This is a genomic window from Bradyrhizobium sp. WSM2793, assembly GCF_000379585.1.
GTDB lineage: Bacteria > Pseudomonadota > Alphaproteobacteria > Rhizobiales > Xanthobacteraceae > Bradyrhizobium.
In genome coordinates, this window is the sequence record NZ_KB902768.1 from 183236 (window position 1) to 203814 (window position 20579).

Genomic DNA, 20579 nt, shown 5'->3' on the forward strand with positions numbered 1-20579 from the left:
AATCGACTATCGGAGCAATCGAGCGAGATGGATTCCGTGAACGCGACCAGCCGCGAAGCCCTTCAACCAGGGACCTTGCAACCAGGGATCTTGCAATCGGGCATCCTGGAATCGAGCATTGCATCTGCGACACAGGGCGTCCTCGACTTCCAGCAGGCGGACGGCCACTGGGTGTTCGAGCTCGAGGCCGACTGCACGATTCCGGCCGAATACGTTCTGTTGCGCCACTATCTGGCAGAGCCGGTCGATGCCGTGCTCGAAGCCAAGATCGCCAATTATCTGCGCCGCGTGCAGGGCGCCCATGGCGGCTGGCCGCTGGTGCATGACGGCGAGTTCGACATGAGCGCCAGCGTGAAGGCTTACTTCGCGCTGAAGATGATCGGCGATCCCGTCGACGCCCCGCATATGGTGCGCGCGCGCGAGGCCATTCACGCCCGCGGCGGCGCGATTCATAGCAACGTCTTCACCCGTTTCCTGCTGGCGATGTTCGGCGTCGTCACCTGGCGCGCGGTGCCGGTGCTGCCGATCGAGATCGTGCTGCTGCCATTCTGGTCGCCGTTCCACCTCAACAAGATCTCATACTGGGCGCGCACCACGATGGTGCCGTTGATGGTGCTCGCAGCCCTGAAGCCGCGCGCGAAGAACCCGAAGGGCGTCGGCATCGACGAATTATTCCTGCAGGATCCGCGCTCGATCGGCATGACCGCGAAGGCGCCGCACCAGAGCATGGCCTGGTTCGTGCTGTTTCGCTCGCTCGACGCCGTCTTGCGCGTGATCGAGCCGATGTTCCCGAAGGCCTTGCGCAAGCGCGCCATCGATGCGGCGCTCGCCTTCACCGAGGAGCGGCTCAACGGCGAGGACGGCATGGGCGCGATCTACCCGCCCATGGCCAACATCGTCATGATGTACGACGCGCTCGGCAAGGACGAGAACTTCCCGCCGCGCGCGATCACACGCCGGGGCATCGACAAGCTGCTCGTGATCAAAGACGACGAAGCCTATTGCCAGCCCTGCGTTTCGCCGGTGTGGGACACGACGCTGACGGCGCATGCGCTGCTGGAAGCCGGCGGCGACAAGGCGGTGCCGGCAGCCAAGCAGGGCCTCGACTGGCTGATCCCGAAGCAGGAGCTAGAGCTGAAGGGCGACTGGGCCGTGAAGCGGCCCGACGTGCGTCCGGGCGGCTGGGCCTTCCAGTACAACAATGCGCATTACCCCGATCTCGACGACACCGCCGTGGTGGTGATGTCGATGGACCGCATGCGCCGGGAGCACGGTGCGACCGGCTACGACGCGGCGATCGACCGCGGCCGGGAGTGGATCGAGGGCATGCAGAGCGACGATGGCGGCTGGGCTGCCTTCGACGTCAACAATCTCGAATATTATTTAAACAACATCCCGTTCTCCGACCATGGCGCGCTGCTCGACCCGCCGACCGAGGACGTCACGGCGCGCTGCATCTCGATGCTGGCCCAGCTTGGCGAGACCGAGAAGACCAGCAAGCACGTGGCCGACGGGGTCGCCTGCCTCAGGAAGACCCAGCACCCCGAGGGCTCCTGGTACGGCCGCTGGGGCATGAATTTCATCTATGGAACCTGGTCGGTGCTCTGTGCCCTCAACATGGCCGGGGTCGACCACAAGGACCCCATGATTCGGAAGGCTGCCGGCTGGCTGGCCTCGATCCAGAACGAGGACGGCGGCTGGGGCGAGGACGCCGTCAGCTACCGCCTCGACTACCGGGGATGGGAGGCCGCCCCCTCGACCGCCTCGCAAACGGCATGGGCCTTGCTTGCCCTGATGGCGGCAGGCGAGGTTGATCACCCGGCCGTCGCCCGCGGGGTGGAGTACCTGATTGCAACACAGAACAAAAAAGGACTGTGGGACGAGCAACGGTACACCGCCACAGGCTTTCCGCGTGTATTCTATCTGCGATATCATGGTTACCCGAAGTTCTTCCCGCTGTGGGCGTTGGCGCGGTATCGGAACTTGCGGAACACCAACAGCAGGGTGGTAGGGGTCGGAATGTGACTTTGGGGACGGGGGACTATCTTACCGCGGGTAATGCCATCGACCCGCGGCCGATACTGATCGTGACCGGACTGGTTCAGGAGGCCCGCATCGCAGCCGGGCCCGGAATGGCGGTTATTTGTTCGTCCAGCAGCCCGACCCAGTTGCGGGCACTGCTGACGGTGGTGGATCCGGAGACGATTCGTGGCGTGATCTCGTTCGGCGTGGCCGGCGGGCTCGACCCGAGCTTGCGCTCCGGAGACGTGGTGCTGGCGACCGAGGTGCTCGACGGCGACACCCGTTGGGCCGCAGGGCTCTCGCTCGGCGACGAATTGATCGACAGCCTGACCTCGGGCCGTCGCCGCGTGGTGCGTGGCAGCCTCGCCGGTGCCGAGGAAGTGGTCACCAAGCGCGCCTGCAAGGCGGCGCTGCATTCGGAGACCGGGGCTGCCGCCGTCGACATGGAAAGCCACATCGCGGCCGCCTACGCCGCCGAGGCCGGGCTGCCCTTTGCCGCGGTCCGCGTCATCAGTGACCCCGCCCACCGCGCGCTGCCGGCGCTCGCCCGCGCCGCCATCAAGCCGAACGGCCAGATCGACCTCGCGGCCGTCCTGCGCGGCATCGTGCGCAATCCGGCAACGCTGCATGCGCTGGTCTCGACCGGCATCGACTTCAACCGCGCTTTGCGCTCGCTGCGCGGCTGCCGCGACTATCTGATCGGCACGGAGCTCATCGAGAGCGAGGTAATGGTGTCGAAGGCGGCCTGAGCGGCGGCGGAAAGCTGAGAATAGAGAAAGGCCCGGTCGCGCGACCGGGCCTTTTCTTTCGTGTCCGTCGCCTGGATGGACCGCGCTGTCGCGAAGTATGCGCGTTGCGTTCCGCTCACAAGGCCGGCATCGCCGCTTCGAGGACATCAAGGGCCTGGTCAAGTTCGGCGCGCGAGATCGTGAACGGCGAGCATAGAGCTCGCCAGCTTGCGCGATTCCATACTCATCGGATTTGTGCGAGAATTCTGGTGGTTTTTATCGGTGGAAGAGTATCGACCATGACGTCGAAAGAAACTCATTCCGTCCTCGAAGGAGCGAAGCACGGCGCGCTAATAGATTGGTGTGGCCGGACCGTTTTCTACATTGCCTTGTGGATTGGGGCTGTGTTCTCCGTCCTTCCAATTCCGTCGGCGTTCTCTCCGCACGAATCTTCGTTGATCACCACTGTTGGTATCCCAATCGGGCTCTTGCTACTCGCATGGGCTATTTTCGAGTGGCTCAAGTGGCGGCTTCTCTAAATTACGGTGACAGTGCTGGACTGCACCCCTGAAGTGAGACACGGCAATTCGTTGCGGTGTCGGCACACGTAGTCAGCGTCCATCGCCGGGTCACGGGCGACCATTCGCTCGCTTCTCCATCTTGTAGTCTGCACCTGTTCATACGGGGGTGCAGTTGCCAGCGAGAGGCGTCGGGCAAAACACCCCAAGCCCGTCAACCCCTCCCCACAAAAATATTCTACTTTCAAGAATTTCGGATTTATGGCATAGAGCGCTTATCCCGGCCCTCCCAGAGGGGGGCTTCGCGATCGTCACGAGATGCGGGTCGGGTGCGGTGGACGCGGCAGCGCCGGCGCGAGAGGCGATGACAGGGCGGGCAACCGCGAGTCATAAGCATCGCGGGACGAACGGCGTGGTCACAGCGGTTTTTGTCGTCGTCCGGGGGCGAGCACACGCTAGCTCTCGGCGATCAGGCCAGACCGTCCGCGGACGGAGAAGTCGTGTGGTCCTGACGCCCGCAGGCTGGCGTCAAGCCTTGCGGTGATGCGGCGGCCCGACCGGGCGCGTGCATCGACCAGCCGCAACGCGACGGGGGCAATAGTGCATCGCTCCCCGGGGAGAGCGCGAAGGACGCCGTTAAAACCATCCGCGCAGGGAAGGCCGGGCGACCGGCACACCTGTAGTCCACCCCGTGTGCACTTCTATTGCGCACGGACTCGGGTGCCGCCGGCGCCCGGCCTTCCCTGCGCCCTTTGGCTTTCATGGGGCGCGAACGAACAGCAAAGCTCGGGCGAAAGAAGCCGCGAGAATGTTGACGCGTGTCTGCGAGCAAGAGCGCATGGCAAAAGCAAGCTGGTGCCGCCCTCTCCGTCATTGCGAGCGCAGCGACTTGTCCGCCGAAGCCTTTGGCGAAGGCGGAAGCAATCCAGAATCTTTCCGCGGAAGGATTCTGGATTGCTTCGTCGCAAGGGCTCCTCGCGATGACGGCGTGGAGAGAGCGGGCAACACATTCGCGACTCGTGCCCCGGACGCAGCGCAGCGTCCCCCCGGCGATGCGAAGCATCGTCCGGTTCGACGATGCGCTGCAGAGCCGGGGCCCATGCATCGATACAGCACGCGGCTGCTGGGTCCCGGCTCTGCGCAGCAGCGCAAAGAGCGCTGCAGCGCGTCCGGGACACGGGCCGCTCGTCTGACGGCGCACAAGACAAAGGCCCGGTCGCGTTGGCGATCGGGCCTTTCTCGGTTGTAGATATGATTGGCGCTTTACGCCGCCGTCGAAGCCTTCTGCGCGGCCTTTGCCTGCGCGGCCTCGGCCTCGTCCTTGCGGATCTCCGACAGGCGCTTCTGCACTTCCGCCGAGAAAATGTACTGCGCCGGGCGCTGCTTGCTCATGTCGATCTCCGGCGCCATGGGACCAGAGGTCCTGATGCCGCGCAGGGACACCCACATCGCCTTCAGCGGGTTGTTGAGGGCTGCGGTCGCCGCGGTCGGCTCGTAGCCGCAATGGGCCATACAGTCGGCGCACTTCTCGTACTTGCCGGTGCCGTAGGTCTCCCAGTCGGTGGTGTCCATCAGCTCCTTGAAGGTCTTGGCGTAGCCTTCACCGAGCAGGTAGCAGGGCTTCTGCCAGCCGAAGATATTGCGCGCGGGCATGCCCCAGGGCGTGCACTCGTATTCCTGGTTACCGGCGAGGAAGTCCAGGAACAGGCCGGAATGCATGAAATTCCACTTCTTGCCCTTGCCCATCGCAAAGACGTCGCGGAACAGCTTCTTGGTCTTGGTGCGGTTGAGGAAGTGCTCCTGGTCCGGCGCGCGCTCATAGGCGTAGCCGGGCGACATCGAGACGCCGACACCGAGCTCGACGGTGAGGTCGAGGAACTTCGCGATCTCCTCGGCCGGATGGCCGTCGAAGATGGTGGCGTTGACGTTGACAGTGAAGCCGCGCGCCTTGGCCGCCTTGATTGCGGAGACGGCGCGGTCGAACACGCCCTTCTGCGACACCGCCTTGTCGTGATGGTCCTTCAGGCCGTCGAGATGCACGGAGAAGAACAGATACGGGGAGGGCTCGAACAGATCGAGCTTCTTCTCGAGCAGCAGCGCGTTGGTGCAGAGCGAGACGAACTTCTTGCGCTCAACGAGGCCGCGCACGATCTCGCCGATCTCCTTGTGGATCAGCGGCTCGCCGCCGGGAATGGCGACCATCGGCGCGCCGCACTCGTCGGCCGCGTCCCAGCACTCCTGCGCGGTCATGCGGCGGTTGAGGATCGCATCCGGATAATCGATCTTGCCGCAGCCGACGCAGGCGAGGTTGCAGCGAAACAGCGGCTCCAGCATCAGCACGAGCGGATAGCGCTTGCGGCCAAGCAGTTTCTGCTTGAGCAAATAGCCGCCGATACGCATTTCCTTGAAGAAGGGGATGGCCATTACAAGTTTCTTTCTGGGCTTTTCAATTCGGGTGGGTCAGCTCGCAGCCAGTTGGGCCGGAAGCCGGAATTCGATGTTTTCCTCGCGGCCCGGCAACACCTGGACCTTGACCGGTCCGATTCGCCGCATCGCTTCGATCACGTCATCCACGAGTACCTCGGGCGCCGAAGCGCCGGCCGTGATGCCGACGGTCCTGGCATTTTTCAACCACTCCGGATTGAGCTCGCTGCCGTCGGCAATCAAATAACTCGCAACGCCGGCTTCGGTGCCGATTTCGCGAAGCCGGTTCGAATTCGAGCTATTGGCAGCGCCCACCACCAAGATCACGTCGACCAGCTTGCTCAAGTCCCTTACCGCAGATTGGCGGTTCTGTGTCGCATAGCAGATATCCCGGATATCCGGACCTTGAATATCTGTAAAGCGGGTCTGAAGGGCCGCGATGATATCCTTGGTGTCGTCGACCGACAGGGTGGTCTGGGTGATGTAGGCCACTGGCGTATCCGCCGGCAGCGTCAGGGCCGTAACCTCTTGAACGCTTTGGACAAGCAGCACGGGGGCGGGAACCTGGCCCATCGTGCCCTCGACCTCGGGGTGGCCGGCATGGCCGATCAGGATCAGCGTGCGGCCTTTGGTGATGTAGCGCTTCCCCTGATTGTGAACTTTCGTGACCAGCGGGCAGGTGGCATTGAGCACGGGAAGGTCGCGCGCGGCGGCCTCTTCCTCGACGCTGCGGGCGACTCCGTGAGCGCTGAAGACCGTCACCGCCTTCGGCGGCACCTCCGACAACTCCTCGACGAAGATGGCGCCTTTGTTTTTCAGGCTCTCGACGACGTATTTGTTGTGCACGATCTCATGGCGCACGTAGACGGGCGGGCCGTACTTCTCCAGCGCCCGTTCCACGATCTCGATCGCACGCACCACGCCCGCGCAGAAGCCGCGCGGTTGCGCCAGATAAACTTCCATTGGTCGCCCATCACGCAAGTTGCACCAATCCGCTTCGTAAGTCCCGGCGGCACCTCGATACTGACCAATGCGTTGCAATATCCGCACCATTGGTCCGCGCACGCGGTAGCCACCCACCCCCGTCGGGGCTCCGGCGCATGGAGGCGCAATACTTTGTGTCAAAAAATCGGCGGTAAGGAAAGCTCGAATGGACCTGGGTTCCCTGCCGAGCCGATTTTACGGTATTATAGTAGAGACGTGGGTGTATGCAAGCCAGCGACATCAGTGACCAGCCCTTCGTCACGTTCCCGCCTCAACTCCCCGGCTATACCGACCGCCCCGCATGATTTTGCCACGGTCTGCCGCCGTTTACCTCGAACCTTCTGGCGGCGAGAGCCTCTCAAAACAGCAATAGGTTTCGCCCGGGAACTCCGATAAACAGCGGGCGTTTCCGGCAAGCTGTTAACCGCAGAAAGAAAAGAAGTGCTGCAAAGCGTAGTCGTTGCCATCGTCAGGGCCTGCACCCGGTTTGCCTCCCTCGTCGTCGTTCTCGGGCTCCTGCTGTCGGTGGGAGCGGGCTATTACGCTGCGCGCCACTTCGCCATCAACACCGACATCAATTCGCTGATTTCCCAGAACCTCGACTGGCGCAAGCGTGACCAGCAGTTCGACAAGGCGTTCGATCAAAACGAAACGATCCTGGCTGTGATCGAGGCCCGGACCCCGGAGATGACGAGCGCCGCGGCGGACGCGCTCTATGCCAGGCTGAAGGACGACAAGACCAACTTCCAGTCCCTGCAGCAGCTCGGCAGCGGCGAGTTCTTCGAAAAGAACGGACTGTTGTTCCTGCCGACCGAAGAGGTCGGCAAGATCACCAGTCAATTCGAATCTGCAGCGCCCCTGATCGAGATCATGGCTGGCGATCCCTCGATCCGCGGCCTGACCGGTGCGCTGGAGACGGGACTCGCCGGCGTCAAGCGCGGGCAGGTCAAGCTCGACAACACCGAGCGTCCGTTCAACCTGATCGCGCAGACGGTCGAGACCGTGCTCAACAAGGGCAATGCGAGCTTCTCCTGGCGCGAGCTCGTCAGCGACGAGCCGCTGAAGGATTCGGACAAGCGCGCCTTCATCGAGTTCAAGCCGATCCTCGACTACAACGCGCTGGAGCCCGGCAAGGATGCCACCGACGCGATCCGCAAGGCCGCAGTGGATCTGGATTTTGCGACCAAATACCAGGCGCGGGTGCGGCTGACCGGTCCGGTCCCGATCGCCAACGAGGAATATGCGACCGTCCAGGAAGGCGCCGTCGTCAACGGCGTCGGCACGGTCCTCGTCGTGCTGCTGATCCTGTGGCTTGCGCTGCACTCGTCGAAGATCATCTTCGCGGTGTTCGTCAATCTCTTCGTCGGCCTCGCGCTGACGACCGCGGCCGGCCTGATGATGGTCGGATCGTTCAATCTGCTGTCGATCGCATTCGCGGTGCTTTTCGTCGGCCTCGGCGTCGATTTCGGCATCCAGTACAGCGTCCGCTACCGCTCCGAGCGCTACAAGCACAACGATCTCACGGGCGCGCTGGTGCTGGCGGCGAAGCGCTCGGCGGTGCCGCTGTCGCTCGCGGCGATGGCGACCGCGGCCGGCTTCCTTTGCTTCATGCCGACCGACTACAAGGGCATCGCGGAGCTGGGCCAGATCGCCGGCGTCGGCATGCTGGTGGCGTTCCTTTCCTCGATCACCGTTCTGCCGGCCATGCTGAAGCTGCTGAATCCGCCCGGCGAGAAGGAGCCGGTCGGCTACGCCTTCCTGGCGCCGCTCGATCACTTTCTGGAGAAGCACCGCGTGCTGGTCGTGGGCGGCACGCTGCTGCTGGCGCTCGCCGGCCTGCCGCTGCTCTATTTCATGAAGTTCGACTTCAACCCGATGAACCTGCGCAACCCGAGGGCGGAATCGATCGCGACCTTCCTCGACCTGCGCAAGGATCCCAACACCGGCGCCAATGCCATCAACGTGATGACCACGTCCGAGGAGCAGGCGAAGCAGGTCGAAGCGAAGCTCGAAAAGGTCCCCGAGGTGCTGCGGGTGATGTCGCTCAACAGCTTCGTGCCGGAGGATCAGCCGCCGAAGCTGAAGCTGCTCGCGCAGGGCGCCAAGGTGCTGAACCCCGCACTCAATCCTGACCAGATCGATGCGGCGCCGACCGACAAGGAAAACGTCGAGGCGCTGAAATCCTCGGTCGACAATCTGCGTCGGACCGCGGGCGATGCGAAGGGGCCGGGCTCGATCGCCTCGCGCCGTCTGGCAGACGCGCTCGAAAAGCTCGCCAATGGCGACGAGGCCACGCGCAACAAGGCGCAAGACGTGTTCGTCACACCGATGAAGATCGTGTTCGACCAGCTCAGGAACGCGATGCAGGCCGGGCCCGTCACCCTGAGCTCACTGCCGCCCGATCTCGTCAGCGCCTGGAAGAGCAAGGACGGCATCATCCGCGTCGAGGCGCTGCCCAAGGGCGATCCCAACGACAACGACACGCTGCGCAGATTTGCAGCGGCGGTGCTCGTTGCCGAGCCGACCGCGATCGGCGGGCCGGTCTCGATCCTGAAATCCGGCGACACCGTGGTGCGGGCGTTCATCCACGCCGGCATCTACGCGCTGCTGGTGATCGGCCTCTTGCTGTGGATCACGTTGCGGCGGTTCGTCGACGTGCTGATGACGCTGGTGCCGCTCCTGGTTGCCGGCGCGGTGACGCTCGAGATCTGCGTGTTGATCGGCCTGCCGCTCAACTTCGCCAACATCGTCGCGTTCCCGCTGCTGCTCGGCGTCGGCGTCGCCTTCAAGATCTACTATGTCGTGGCCTGGCGCTCGGGCAGGACAAACCTGCTCCAGACCAGCCTGACGCGTGCGATCTTTTTCAGCGCGCTGACGACGGCGACCGCATTCGGCAGCCTGTGGCTGTCGAGCCATCCCGGCACGTCCAGCATGGGCAAGCTGCTGGCACTCTCGCTGGTGACGACGCTCGCCGCCGTGCTGCTGTTCCAGCCGGCCCTAATGGGCAAACCCCGCAATCTCAGGGAGTAGGCAGATGTCGCCGACCGGATCGGCGGCACCTTTCTGACCCGGCTTTGCAGGGGCGGTGGCGCTCTTTTGGGCCGCCGCCGGCGCAGGCGCCGCTGTCGCGCCCATCGTGCCCTGAGCCTTCGGCGCCGCGCCGGTGGACTTGGGCGCGCCCTTGGCCATGGCATTGGCGGTGCTCAAGGGGATCGGCGGGCCGACCCGGGTCCAGGTCTCGCCGCCGCAGAGGAAGCCCATCACGCAGCCCTTGATTTCAAGCTGGTCGGCGCCGGCCGGCGTGATGGTGGCGCTATAGAGCTGGCCGTCCTTGGCGTTGTAGACCTGCCCTTCCCACTGATCGGCGCCGGGCTTCTTCTTCATGTCGATCAGCGTCGCCATGCCCAGCGTCGGCCTGGTCTTTTTCGAGGCATCCGGATTGTTCTCGTCGCGGCCGCCGGGCTGCTTTTCCCAGGAAACCGCGCCCCACATGCTGCCATTGCATTGGGCGACGCGAATGTTGGCGACGCCGTCGGCAACCCGCCAGTCGCCGGTGGGATCCGCGGCGAGCGCCGGGGTCAGGCAGGTGTAACCGCCAACCAGTATTAGTCCGGTGTAAAGGGCTAAACGCATGATAGTTCCTTGGCAGTGCAACATGGGCTAAAGCTGTGCTTGCGAAGATGGTCCGAAAAAGGGCAAAAGGCCGCACAGACCGTTTTCAGTAACGGTCCCTTTTCAGTTGACGAGACGGCCCTCAACCGAAGTATGTAACGGATGCACAGCCCAAATCCAGACATGTCTGAGCTTTTCGCGGACCGTCAGGCCCAGCGCAGCACCCTGCATAATCGGTATCTGAACGAGCAGTTCGTTCGGGTTCTCAAGACCATCGGCTACGATGTCGGCTTCCAGAAGGGGCAGGGGCAGTATCTCTACGATCGCGACGGCGCGCGCTATCTCGACCTGCTGTCCGGCTTTGGCGTGTTTGCGATCGGGCGCAATCATCCGGTCATGCGCGACGCTCTCAAGAGCGTGCTCGATGCCGACCTGCCCAACCTCGTCCAGTTCGACGTCTCCGTGCTTGCCGGTGTGCTCGCCGAGCGGCTGCTGAAATATGTCCCCTATCTGGACAAGGCGTTCTTCGCCAATTCCGGCGCCGAATGCGTCGAAGCCGCGATCAAGTTCGCGCGCGGCGCCACCGGCCGCCCCGGCATCGTCTACTGCGCCCACGGCTATCATGGCCTGACCTATGGCGCGCTGTCGCTGACGGGTGATTCGAACTTCCGCACCGGTTTCGAGCCGCTGCTGCCGGGCTGCACCTCGATCCCGTTCAACGATCTGGCCGCGCTGGAAAAGGCGCTGGCCTCGCGCGAGGTCGCGGCGTTCGTGGTCGAGCCGATCCAGGGCAAGGGCGTCAACATGCCCACCGACGAGTTCCTGCCGGGCGCGGCCGCGCTCTGCAAGAAGTACGGCACGCTGTTCGTCGCCGACGAAATCCAGACCGGCATGGGCCGCACCGGCCGCTTCCTCGCGGTCGAGCATTGGAACGTCGAGCCCGACATGGTGCTGCTGTCGAAGTCACTATCTGGCGGCCACGTGCCGGTCGGCGCGGTGCTGACGCGCAAGGCCATCTTCGACAAGATCTTCAACCAGATGGACCGCGCTGTGGTGCACGGCTCCACCTTCTCCAAGAACGACCTCGCGATGGCCGCAGGCATCGCCACGCTGGACGTGATGGAGTCAGAGAAGCTGATCGAGTCCGCCGCCAAGCGCGGCGCCGAGCTGCGCCTCGCGCTGACGCGCATGGTGCCCGGCTATGAGCTGATGAAGGAAGTGCGCGGCAAGGGCCTGATGATCGGCGTCGAGTTCGGCCCGCCGAAGTCGCTGCGGCTGCGCGCCTCCTGGAACGTGCTGGAGACAGCCAACAAGGGCCTGTTCTGCCAGCTCATCACCGTGCCGCTGTTCAAGGACCACAAGATCCTCACGCAAGTGGCCGGTCACGGCAGCCACACCATCAAGCTGCTGCCGCCGCTCACCATCACCGAGGAAGATTGCAGCTGGATCGAAAAGGCGTTCGACGACGTCATCGCCGGCAGCCATAAGGTCCCCGGCGCGATCTGGTCGCTCGGCAAGACGCTGGTGGACAACGCGGTGAGAAGGTCGGCCTGAATTCGGCCGAGCTATCCCGGCAATCGTCATTGCGAGCGAAGCGAAGCAATCCAAACTATCTCGGCGGAGACAGCCTGGATTGCTTCGTCGCTGCGCTCCTCGCAATGACGTTGTGCGTTAGTTCTACCCCTCCACATTCGCCTTCATCGCTGTCTCGAACTTGTCGACGAACTCGGCCAGCTCGTCGGCGCCGATATCGCTGACGGCCCAGAAATTCAGGCCGCGCTCGCCCCAGCGGCGGCAGTTGAAGCCCTGCATGGTCTGGGTCTTCGGCGGCCGATGCTCGGTGCTCGCGGTCTGCGCCACGAACAAATTGATGACGTGCTGGCGACGCTTGTAGACGACGGCGCCGATGGCGCGGGCGTCGATATAGTCGAGCCGGCCACCGACCAGGGTAAAACCCTGCGCGGTGAGGTCGATCACGGGCGGGGCGACATCGAGCTTGCCGTTGAACCACGGCTTGACCGTGTGCTGGTCGGTCGAGATCACGTCGGTGAGGTGGCCAGCCTGCAGCGAGCGCAGATGCGCGGAGACGACCTCCGAGAGGATGCGCTGCTGGTCGTCCTGGCGCAGCACGATGGCGACGATTCCGGTTGCGGCGAGCGCGGAGACCGCCGAGCCCATCGCAAAGCCACGCAGCACGGAGCGGCGGCTGGGCTGGCGTTGCCGCTCGGGCAGTGAGGCCTCGATCCGCGTGCGCAGGCTTGCCGGCGCGGTGTAGCGCAGACTGGTATTGGCGAGCACACCCTGCATCTCGCGCTGTGCGGCAAGCTCCGCCGCGCAGTCCGGGCAGCTGGCGATATGGGCTTCGACCTCGCGCGCGTGGCCGGCATCGAGCTCGTTGTCGAGCAGCGCGTGAAGCAGGATCCTTGCTTCGTCGCAGGTCATTTCGCTTGTTCCTCCTCCGCCGTCCAGGCCGCGCGCAGCAGTGTACGGGCGCGAGCGAGGCGGGACATCACAGTTCCGATGGGCGCGCCGATGGTCTCGGCGATTTCACGATAGGACAGGTTGTTGATCTCGCGCAGCACGAAGGCTTCCCTGAACGGTTCGGCGAGCGCGTCGATCAGCCTGCGGATGGCGCCAGCATCGCGGCTGCGCAGCACTTCGGTCTCGGGACTTGCCTCGCTCTCCTGCCATATCGGCGTCTGCTCGTTGGCGCCGGGCGTGTCCTCGATCGCGCTGGGCCGATGCGCGCGCCGCGCATATTCGGCGTTGCAGACATTGCGCAGGATCGCGAACAGCCATGGCTTCATCGCCGGCCCGCGATAGCTGTCGAAGTGCTTCAGCGCGCGCAGATAGCACTCCTGCACCGCATCTTCCGCGTCGGAGGCGTCGCGCAGCAGATAGCGCGCGAGCGTGTAGACGTCGTCGAGATGGGGCAGCGCCGCTTCGCGGAAGCGTTGCGCCTTGTCCAGATCGTCGCTTGTCGGTGGCATCGCCGCTCGCTTTGCCGTTTCGCCTGATGTCGCCGAAGACGCAGGAGCCCGGCCGGCGTGGGACCACCGGCCGGGCAAGACGTTGATGCCTTGGTTGGAGACGTTACTCAACCTTGATCATCCCCGTCATGTGCGGGTGCAGCGAACAAAAATACTTGTAATCGCCCGCGTTGGTGAAGGTGAAAGAGAACTTGTCGTCAGTGTCCAGGGTCTTGGACCTGAACTTGCCGGCCGACACCACGGTGTGGGGGATGTCGTCCCGGTTGGTCCAGGTCACGGTGGTGCCGGCCTTGATCTTGAGCTCGGCCGGCTGGAAGACGAAATTGTCGATATGGATCTCCATGTCGTCGGCACGAGCGCTTGTTGCGGGCAGCAGGATGGCCGCGGCCAGAGCGAGGCCGAGATCGACGCCGAAGGCGCGGCGGTTGAGGGTCTTCATTGTCAGCTTCCACCTTAGCCCTGGAGCGGCGTGTCGATGATCGCGAGCCGCTGCTCGTTCTGCTTGAAGTTGATGCTGGCAACGCCGAGCATGCCGCGGAGCCTGGCGTCCTCGACCTTCATCGGTCCGGGCGAGGCGGCGGCTCCCGGCGCCGGCTGCGGGAAGGCGGTGGAGCGCGCGGTGTGGAAGGTGACGTTACCCTCGACCTTCTGCATCACCTGGTGAATGTGTCCGTTCAGCACGGTGACCGAGCCAAAACCCTTCACCTGTTCCAGCGCGCGGCCGCCGTCCTCGGTGCCCCAGCCCCATTCCGGATAGACGGTCCAGAGCGGGATGTGGGCGAACAGCACGATCGGCGTCGATTTCGACTTGCCGCGCAGATCGTCCTGGAGCCAGGCAAGTTGCTCGGCGCCGAGATTGCCGAGGCCGCCGGCCTTGAGGTCGACGACGTTGACGAGGCCGATGAAGTGCACGCCGCCGGCATCGAAGGAATACCAGCCCTGGCCCTTGGTGCCGCGGCCATAGCGCTCGCGATACAACTTCACCTCCTCGTCGAGGAAGTCATGCTCGCCGGGCACGTAGTGCACATCGAGCTTGCTCTGCGAGATGATGCGCTCGGCATTGTCGAATTCGGCGGCCTTGGACAGATGCGTGATGTCGCCGGTATGGATCATGAAGGACGGTTTGGCCGGCATCGCGTTGATCTTGCCCACAGCCTCCTCCAGCGTGCCGAGTGCGTTGGGATTGGCCGGCTTGTCGAAGCCGACATGGCTGTCGCTGATCTGGAGGAAGCTCATGCCGGGCGCGGCTGCCGTCGCAGCCTGTGCGGAATCGATGATGCCGAGCGAGCGCGGCACACCGCCGGTGACGGTCCAGAGCACCCCGGTGCCGGCCCAGGTCATGCATTCCAGCACCTTGCGGCGGCTGACGCCGTCGCCGCCGTGATCATGTCCGCTCATCGCATCTCTCCACGTCGCCCGGAATTGGGCTTTCAGAGGAGGTGATCGGGGGAGGGGGAGGCTTATTCGCGGGAGGTGATGACGATTTCGTGAGGTGATTCGTGTCCCGGACGCGCTGCAACGCGTAGCGTTGCTGCGCAGAGCCGGGACCCAGAAGGCTTCACGGGACGTGGCGAGATGGGCCCCGGCCAGCGCAGCAGCGTTGCACGCTGCAGCGCGTCCGGGGCACGAGACCTATTTCGAAAAATCTCTGACGGCTTCGACCACGCGCTCCGGCACTTCCTGTGCCACGCAGTGCCCGGCGTCTTCAAAGACGAACGTGCTGACGCGCGGAATCAGCGACACCGCGCGTCGCGCCATCTCCCAGTAGATCGGGCCCGACTTCGCCGCGGTCGTGACGCGCACCGGGCAGTCGATTTCGGTGAGCGAGGCAAACGGATTACCGCGGGCATCGCCGACATAGACCTGCTCCATCGCCTCGTAGATCGGACGCAGGATTGCGGCCTCGATCTCCGGCGTGCAACAGAGCCGCACCCGGCCATCGTCGAGCGGCACGAAGCCGTGGCGCACATAGGCCCGCAGCGAGGTCTCGGTCCAATCCGCAAACGCCGGCGCGGTGCGATAGCGTTCGTAGACGGCCTCGGCACTGTCGAATTCGGCGCGCCGGCGCAGCGTGCCCTGGACTCGCGACAGGGATTCCTCTCCCAACCCTCCGGGGCGCGCCGCGCGCGGGTCCATGATGGTTGGCTCCATCACGAACAGGCGTGTGAAGCGTCCGGGCAAGAGCTTTGCCGCCAGCAGAAGGTCGGTCGCGCCGGCGCTGTGGCCGATGCCGTAGACGTCGCGCAGCTCGAGTGCATCGATCACCCGGCAGACGTCCTCGGCATAGTCCAGGAAGTGATAGGCGCCGGGCTTGTGGCTGGCGCCATGGCCGCGGCGGTCGAGCGCATAGACCGTATAGTTCGATGCTAGCTCGCGCGCGACTTCGTCCCAGACGTCGGCGACGAAACCGGTGCCATGCACGAGCAGAGCAGGCGGCTTGCCGCTTTCACCCCATTGCAGCATGGCGATCGCTGCGTCGGCGGGGCCGATTGAAAAGCGGTGAGGATTGATCTTGCGACAGGATGCTACTTCGCATCCTCCAAAATCATCGTCGCGCCCTTCTCGGCGATCATCGCCGTCGGCGTATTCGTGTTGCCGGAGGTGATGGTCGGCATGATCGAAGCATCGACAATGCGCAGGCCTTCGAGCCCGTAGAATCGCAGGCGTTCGTCGACCACTGCCATGGGATCGCTCACCGCGCCCATCTTCGCCGTGCCGACGGGGTGGAAGATGGTGGTGCCGATATCGCCGGCAGCCTTTGCGAGCGATGCATCGTCGTCGCCGACGGAGGGGCCGGGCAGATATTCGCTCGGGCGGTATCGTGCCAGCGCTTTCTGCTGCATCAGGCGGCGCGTGGTGCGGATGGCATCGGCGCCGACCTGGCGGTCGTCGTCGGTCGACAGATAATTCGGCGCGATGATCGGCTTCTCGTCAGGGCTCGCCGAACGCAGCCGCACGGTGCCGCGCGAGGTCGGCTGGAGATTGCAGGCGCTGACTGTGATGGCGGGGAAACGGTGCAGGGGATCGCCGAACTTGTCGAGCGACAGCGGTTGCACGTGGAATTGGATGTTGGCGCGGGCGCGCGTCGCGTCGGAGCGCGTGAAGATGCCGAGTTGCGACGGCGCCATGGTCAGGGGACCGCGGCGGCGGAAGGCGTAGTCGAGGCCCATCAATCCGCGGCGAAACAGATTGTAATAGGTCTCGTTCAACGTGCGCACGCCCTCGACCTTGTAGATCGCACGCTGCTGTAGGTGATCCTGCAGATTGCGGCCGACGCCGGGCTTGTCCATGACAATGTCGATACCGAGCGGCGACAGCCAGTCGGCGGGGCCGATGCCGGAGCGATGCAGCACCTGCACCGAGCCGATCGAGCCGGCCGACAGGACCACCTCGCGTTTCGCTCGCGCTTCGATCATCTCGCCGTTCTGGATGAAACGCACGCCGACGGCTCGGCCTTGCTCGATGATGACGCGGTCGACCAGCACATGCTTCTCGAGCCGCAGGTTCTGGCGGTTCAGCGCAGGCTTGAGGAAGCCGCGCGCTGAGGACCAGCGCCGACCGCGCTTCTGGTTGACGTGGAAATAGCTGGTGCCCTCGTTGTCGCCGGTGTTGAAATCCGGGATGCGCTTGATGCCCATCTCCTCGGCGGCATCGCCGACGGCATCGAGAACGTCCCAGGACAGCCGCGGCGCCTCGATGCGCCAGCCGCCGCCGGCGCCGTGATGCTCGCTGGCGCCGAGGAAGTGGTCTTCGAGCTTCTTGAACAGCGGCAGCACGTCGTCATAACCCCAGCCGGTCATGCCGAGCTGTCGCCAGTGGTCATAGTCCGCGGCCTGGCCGCGCATCGAGATCATGGCATTGATCGCCGAGCAGCCGCCGATGACCTTGCCGCGGGGATAGGCGAGCGAACGGCCGTTCAGGCCAGGCTCGGCCTCGGTCTTGAACATCCAGTCCGAGCGCGGATTGCCGATCGCGAAGAGATAGCCGACCGGGATGTGGAACCAGATCCAGTTGTCGTCGCCGCCGGCTTCGAGGACGAGGACGCGATTGCCGGGATTGGCCGACAGCCGGTTGGCGACGATGCAGCCCGCCGTACCGGCCCCGACGACAATGTAGTCAAATTCACCTTCGAGCCGTCTCGGCATTCTGCTTCCACCCAACCGGCGTCATGCCCGGGCTTGTCCCGGCATCCACGCACTTTCTGTTCTAATAGTCAGACGTGGACGGCTGGGACAAGCCCGGCCATGACGAGAGGACAGGGTTACCCTCGGCCCGCGGCAGTTGGGTGGACTGGCGCTTGCATGGTAGACAATCCTGCATTTTCAACAAAGCTTGAGACCCTCCATGCCCATCGTGAACCGCGTCGCCGACCTTCAACCCGATATTCAGGCCTGGCGCCGGGACATCCACGAGCATCCCGAGCTGCTGTACGATGTTCATCGCACTGCAGCATTCGTCGCGGACCGGTTGCGCGAGTTCGGTTGCGACGAGGTCGTCACCGGGCTCGGCCAGACCGGCGTGGTCGGTGTGATCAAGGGCAACAAGCCGGCCGGCGAGGGGCTCAAGACGATCGGCCTGCGCGCCGACATGGATGCGCTGCCGGTCGAGGAGCAGACCAACCTGCCTTACGCCTCCAAGACCCCGGGCAAGATGCACGCCTGCGGCCATGACGGCCACACCGCGATGCTGCTCGGGGCCGCCCGCTACCTCGCCGAAACCCGCAATTTCGCCGGCGATGCGGTCGTGATCTTCCAGCCCGCCGAGGAGGGCGGCGCCGGTGGCGCGGCCATGGTCAAGGACGGCCTGATGGAGCGCTTCGGCATCGAGCAGGTCTACGGCATGCACAATGGCCCCGGTATTCCGATCGGCTCGTTCGCGATCCGGCCGGGCCCGATCATGGCAGCGACCGACGAGGTCGATATCATGATCGAGGGCCTCGGCGGTCATGCCGCGCGTCCGCACAAATGCGTCGATTCCGTGCTGGTCGGCGCGCAGGTTATCACCGCGCTGCAGTCGATCGTCGCGCGCAGCGTCGATCCGCTGGAATCGGCCGTGATCTCGATCTGCGAATTCCACGCCGGCAACGCCCGCAACGTCATTCCGCAGACCGCGACGCTGAAGGGCACCATCCGTACGCTCTCGCCCGAGGTGCGCAAGCTGGTCGAGAAGCGCGTGCATGAGGTGGTGGCGGGCGTCGCACAGATCACCGGCGCCAAGATCGACTTGCGCTACCAGCGCAACTATCCCGTGGTGAACAACCACGCCGCGGAGACCGAGGTGGCGCGGCGCATTGCAAAACAGGTTGCCGGCGATGCCAACGTGCACGAGATGCCGCCGCTGATGGGCGGCGAGGATTTCGCCTACATGCTGGAAGCGCGCCCCGGGGCCTTCATCTTCTGCGGCAACGGCGACAGCGCCGGCCTGCATCACCCCGCCTACAATTTCAACGACGAGGCGATCGTGTTCGGCACGTCCTACTGGGTCAAGCTGGTCGAGGAATCGCTGGCGGCGTCGTAACGCCGAGCTTCAAGCGCAAATGAAAAGGGCCCGTGCATCGCACGGGCCCTTTGTCTTTGAGGAGCGTGATTGCTCAGAAGATCCGCGAGAAGATCACGTAGAGCGTGGCCGACAGCATGATCGCGCAGGGCAGCGTCAGGACCCAGGCCATCAACAGATTGCGGATGGTCGCCATTTGCAGGCCCGAACCGTTCGCGGCCATGGTGCCGGCGACGCCGGATGACAGCACATGGGTGGTGGAGACCGGCAGGCCGAACACGTCGGCGGCGCCGATCGTAGCGGCGGCCACCAGCTCGGCCGAGGCGCCTTGCGCGTAGGTCAGATGGCTCTTGCCGATCTTCTCGCCGACCGTGATGACGATGCGCTTCCAGCCGATCATGGTGCCGAGGCCGAGAGCGATGGCGACGGCGACCTTCACCCAGGTCGGGATGAACTTCGTGGCGCTGTCGAGCCCGCCCTTGTAGGCGTTCAAGGTCGCGACCTCTTCCTTGTTGAGGTCGTTTTCCTTGTCCTTCATCAGGAAGCGGATCGCTTCCGAGGTCAGGTACATGTCGTTACGGGTGTTGCCGACCACTTCCGCCGGCACCTTGTTGAGCGAGCCGTATTTCGCGACCTGGTCGCCGACATCCTTCACCAGCACCGACAGCGAGGGGTAGGTGCCTTCGCTGATGTGGTGCGAGGTGATGTACTGCGTCACCGCAGGACGGGGATCGCCGATGATCGAGTGACCGGCACCCTTGGCCGCGATCACCTTGGAAGCAGCATCCGAGACCTTCTGGAACTGGGCGACCTGGGATTCCGGCAGCGCGCGGTTGAGCGCGTAGGCCGTCGGCACGGTGCCGATCAGGATCAGCATGATCAGGCCCATGCCCTTCTGGCCGTCGTTCGAGCCGTGCGCGAAACTGACACCGGTGCAGGTCGCGATCAAGAGGCCGCGGATCCAGAGCGGCGGCGCCTTGTTGCCCTCGGGCGCGGCATACAGGGCCGGGTTGCGCACGACGAACTTGAGCAGCAGCAGCAGCGTCGCAGCGCAGATGAAGCCGAACAGCGGCGACAGCAGCAGCGCGTAGCCGATCTCGGTCGCCTTAGTCCAGTCCACGCCCGAGGTGCCGTCGCGGCCGCGCATGACGGCGTTGGCGAAGCCGACGCCGATGATCGAGCCGATCAGCGTGTGCGACGAGGAGGCGGGCAGGCCGAAGAACCAGGTGCCGAGATTCCACAGGATCGCGGCGATCAGCAGCGCGAACACCATCGCGAAGCCGGCGCTGGAGCCGACCTGCAGGATCAACTCGACCGGCAGCAGCGAGACGATGCCGAAGGCGACCGCACCGGAGGACATGAGCACGCCGAGGAAGTTGAAGAAGCCCGACCACATCACCGCGACTTCGGCCGGCAGCGAATGGGTGTAGATCACGGTCGCCACCGCATTGGCGGTGTCGTGGAAGCCGTTGACGAATTCGAAGCCGAGCGCGATCAGCAGCGCGACGAACAACAGGATGTAGGGCAGGTAGCTCGTCACGCGCGCGCCGGTCGCGTTGACGTCGACATAGATGCTGTAGGCGACGAACAGCAGGCCCGCGGCGAGGATGCCGAAGAACAGGATCATCGTCAGCGGATTGAAGCCCTTGTCGAGATTTGGCCGCGAGGCCGGCTGGATCGGCGCGGGATCGGCTACCGCGCGGTCGAATGCTACATCGGTCATGTCTGGACGCCCCTTAACTTTGAAGTAAGGGTATTGTCCGCGATTGATTTGAAGGCTGGATGACAAGCGGCGGTTGAAAACC

At 64.4% G+C, this 20579-nt stretch carries 15 protein-coding genes; 5 read left to right on the forward strand and 10 right to left on the reverse strand.

The annotated features are described in order from the left end of the window. Positions 1–27 precede the first annotated feature (27 nt). A complete protein-coding gene (gene shc, locus A3AS_RS0100805; RefSeq protein ID WP_018315698.1) occupies positions 28–2025 on the forward strand; it encodes a squalene--hopene cyclase in 1998 nt (665 codons plus the stop codon). Further along, a complete protein-coding gene (locus A3AS_RS0100810) occupies positions 2022–2771 on the forward strand; it encodes a phosphorylase (RefSeq protein ID WP_026201539.1) in 750 nt (249 codons plus the stop codon). The genes shc and A3AS_RS0100810 overlap by 4 nt, the downstream gene beginning before the upstream one ends. A 1760-nt stretch (positions 2772–4531) precedes the next feature. Here the strand turns inward: A3AS_RS0100810 and hpnH are convergent. After that, positions 4532–5692, reverse strand: coding sequence for an adenosyl-hopene transferase HpnH (hpnH, locus tag A3AS_RS0100820; RefSeq protein ID WP_018315701.1), 1161 nt, complete (start codon positions 5690–5692; stop codon positions 4532–4534). Between the two features lie 36 nt (positions 5693–5728). Then, a complete protein-coding gene (gene ispH / locus A3AS_RS0100825; RefSeq protein ID WP_018315702.1) occupies positions 5729–6655 on the reverse strand; it encodes a 4-hydroxy-3-methylbut-2-enyl diphosphate reductase in 927 nt (308 codons plus the stop codon). A 462-nt stretch (positions 6656–7117) separates the two neighbouring features. On the opposite strand from ispH, the gene A3AS_RS0100830 reads away from it, so the two are divergent. Beyond that, positions 7118–9706: an MMPL family transporter gene (locus tag A3AS_RS0100830; protein WP_018315703.1), complete on the forward strand. Its 2589-nt coding sequence runs from the start codon at positions 7118–7120 to the stop codon at positions 9704–9706. Here the strand turns inward: A3AS_RS0100830 and A3AS_RS0100835 are convergent. Continuing rightward, positions 9674–10309: a DUF2147 domain-containing protein gene (locus A3AS_RS0100835; protein ID WP_018315704.1), complete on the reverse strand. Its 636-nt coding sequence runs from the start codon at positions 10307–10309 to the stop codon at positions 9674–9676. The two genes, A3AS_RS0100830 and A3AS_RS0100835, sit on opposite strands and share 33 nt — an antisense overlap. 141 nt (positions 10310–10450) lie before the next feature. Here A3AS_RS0100835 and hpnO point away from each other — a divergent pair, with 141 nt between their 5' ends. Further along, the gene (gene hpnO / locus A3AS_RS0100840) at positions 10451–11842 is read left to right on the forward strand and encodes an aminobacteriohopanetriol synthase HpnO (protein WP_018315705.1); all 1392 of its coding nucleotides are present in this window, start codon (positions 10451–10453) and stop codon (positions 11840–11842) included. Positions 11843–11965: 123 nt separating this feature from the next. Here hpnO and A3AS_RS0100845 read toward each other — a convergent pair whose 3' ends face one another. From A3AS_RS0100845 to A3AS_RS0100870, 6 genes are all read right to left on the reverse strand, one after another. Next, the gene (locus A3AS_RS0100845; protein WP_018315706.1) at positions 11966–12730 is read right to left on the reverse strand and encodes an anti-sigma factor; all 765 of its coding nucleotides are present in this window, start codon (positions 12728–12730) and stop codon (positions 11966–11968) included. Continuing rightward, positions 12727–13278, reverse strand: a complete 552-nt coding sequence (locus tag A3AS_RS0100850; RefSeq protein WP_026201540.1) for a sigma-70 family RNA polymerase sigma factor — start codon at positions 13276–13278, stop codon at positions 12727–12729. The genes A3AS_RS0100845 and A3AS_RS0100850 overlap by 4 nt, the downstream gene beginning before the upstream one ends. Positions 13279–13381: 103 nt before the next feature. Next, a complete protein-coding gene (locus A3AS_RS0100855) occupies positions 13382–13717 on the reverse strand; it encodes a cupredoxin family copper-binding protein (RefSeq protein WP_018315708.1) in 336 nt (111 codons plus the stop codon). Positions 13718–13731: 14 nt separating this feature from the next. After that, complete coding sequence (locus tag A3AS_RS0100860) at positions 13732–14676, reverse strand: metallophosphoesterase (protein WP_018315709.1); 945 nt, start codon at positions 14674–14676, stop codon at positions 13732–13734. Between the two features lie 234 nt (positions 14677–14910). Further along, on the reverse strand, positions 14911–15741 hold the full coding sequence (locus A3AS_RS0100865) for an alpha/beta fold hydrolase (protein ID WP_018315710.1): 831 nt from the start codon (positions 15739–15741) through the stop codon (positions 14911–14913). Between the two features lie 62 nt (positions 15742–15803). After that, positions 15804–17423, reverse strand: coding sequence for a GMC family oxidoreductase (locus A3AS_RS0100870; protein WP_018315711.1), 1620 nt, complete (start codon positions 17421–17423; stop codon positions 15804–15806). 199 nt (positions 17424–17622) lie between these two features. Here A3AS_RS0100870 and A3AS_RS0100875 point away from each other — a divergent pair, with 199 nt between their 5' ends. Further along, positions 17623–18795: a M20 aminoacylase family protein gene (locus tag A3AS_RS0100875; protein ID WP_018315712.1), complete on the forward strand. Its 1173-nt coding sequence runs from the start codon at positions 17623–17625 to the stop codon at positions 18793–18795. A 73-nt stretch (positions 18796–18868) separates the two neighbouring features. Here the strand turns inward: A3AS_RS0100875 and A3AS_RS0100880 are convergent, their stop codons facing one another. Further along, on the reverse strand, positions 18869–20497 hold the full coding sequence (locus A3AS_RS0100880) for an inorganic phosphate transporter (RefSeq protein ID WP_018315713.1): 1629 nt from the start codon (positions 20495–20497) through the stop codon (positions 18869–18871). Between the last annotated feature and the right edge of the window lie 82 nt (positions 20498–20579).

Bases quoted from the DNA above. Each gene is read 5' to 3' on its own strand.
- A3AS_RS0100870 (WP_018315711.1), bottom strand. From the start codon at position 17,423: ATGCCGAGACGGCTCGAAGGTGAATTTGACTACATTGTCGTCGGGGCC.
- shc (WP_018315698.1), top strand. From the start codon at position 28: ATGGATTCCGTGAACGCGACCAGCCGCGAAGCCCTTCAACCAGGGACC.
- A3AS_RS0100835 (WP_018315704.1), bottom strand. From the start codon at position 10,309: ATGCGTTTAGCCCTTTACACCGGACTAATACTGGTTGGCGGTTACACC.
- hpnO (WP_018315705.1), top strand. From the start codon at position 10,451: ATGCACAGCCCAAATCCAGACATGTCTGAGCTTTTCGCGGACCGTCAG.
- A3AS_RS0100875 (WP_018315712.1), top strand. From the start codon at position 17,623: ATGCCCATCGTGAACCGCGTCGCCGACCTTCAACCCGATATTCAGGCC.
- A3AS_RS0100850 (WP_026201540.1), bottom strand. From the start codon at position 13,278: ATGCCACCGACAAGCGACGATCTGGACAAGGCGCAACGCTTCCGCGAA.
- A3AS_RS0100865 (WP_018315710.1), bottom strand. From the start codon at position 15,741: ATGCTGCAATGGGGTGAAAGCGGCAAGCCGCCTGCTCTGCTCGTGCAT.
- A3AS_RS0100860 (WP_018315709.1), bottom strand. From the start codon at position 14,676: ATGAGCGGACATGATCACGGCGGCGACGGCGTCAGCCGCCGCAAGGTG.
- hpnH (WP_018315701.1), bottom strand. From the start codon at position 5,692: ATGGCCATCCCCTTCTTCAAGGAAATGCGTATCGGCGGCTATTTGCTC.
- A3AS_RS0100845 (WP_018315706.1), bottom strand. From the start codon at position 12,730: ATGACCTGCGACGAAGCAAGGATCCTGCTTCACGCGCTGCTCGACAAC.
- ispH (WP_018315702.1), bottom strand. From the start codon at position 6,655: ATGGAAGTTTATCTGGCGCAACCGCGCGGCTTCTGCGCGGGCGTGGTG.
- A3AS_RS0100880 (WP_018315713.1), bottom strand. From the start codon at position 20,497: ATGACCGATGTAGCATTCGACCGCGCGGTAGCCGATCCCGCGCCGATC.
- A3AS_RS0100855 (WP_018315708.1), bottom strand. From the start codon at position 13,717: ATGAAGACCCTCAACCGCCGCGCCTTCGGCGTCGATCTCGGCCTCGCT.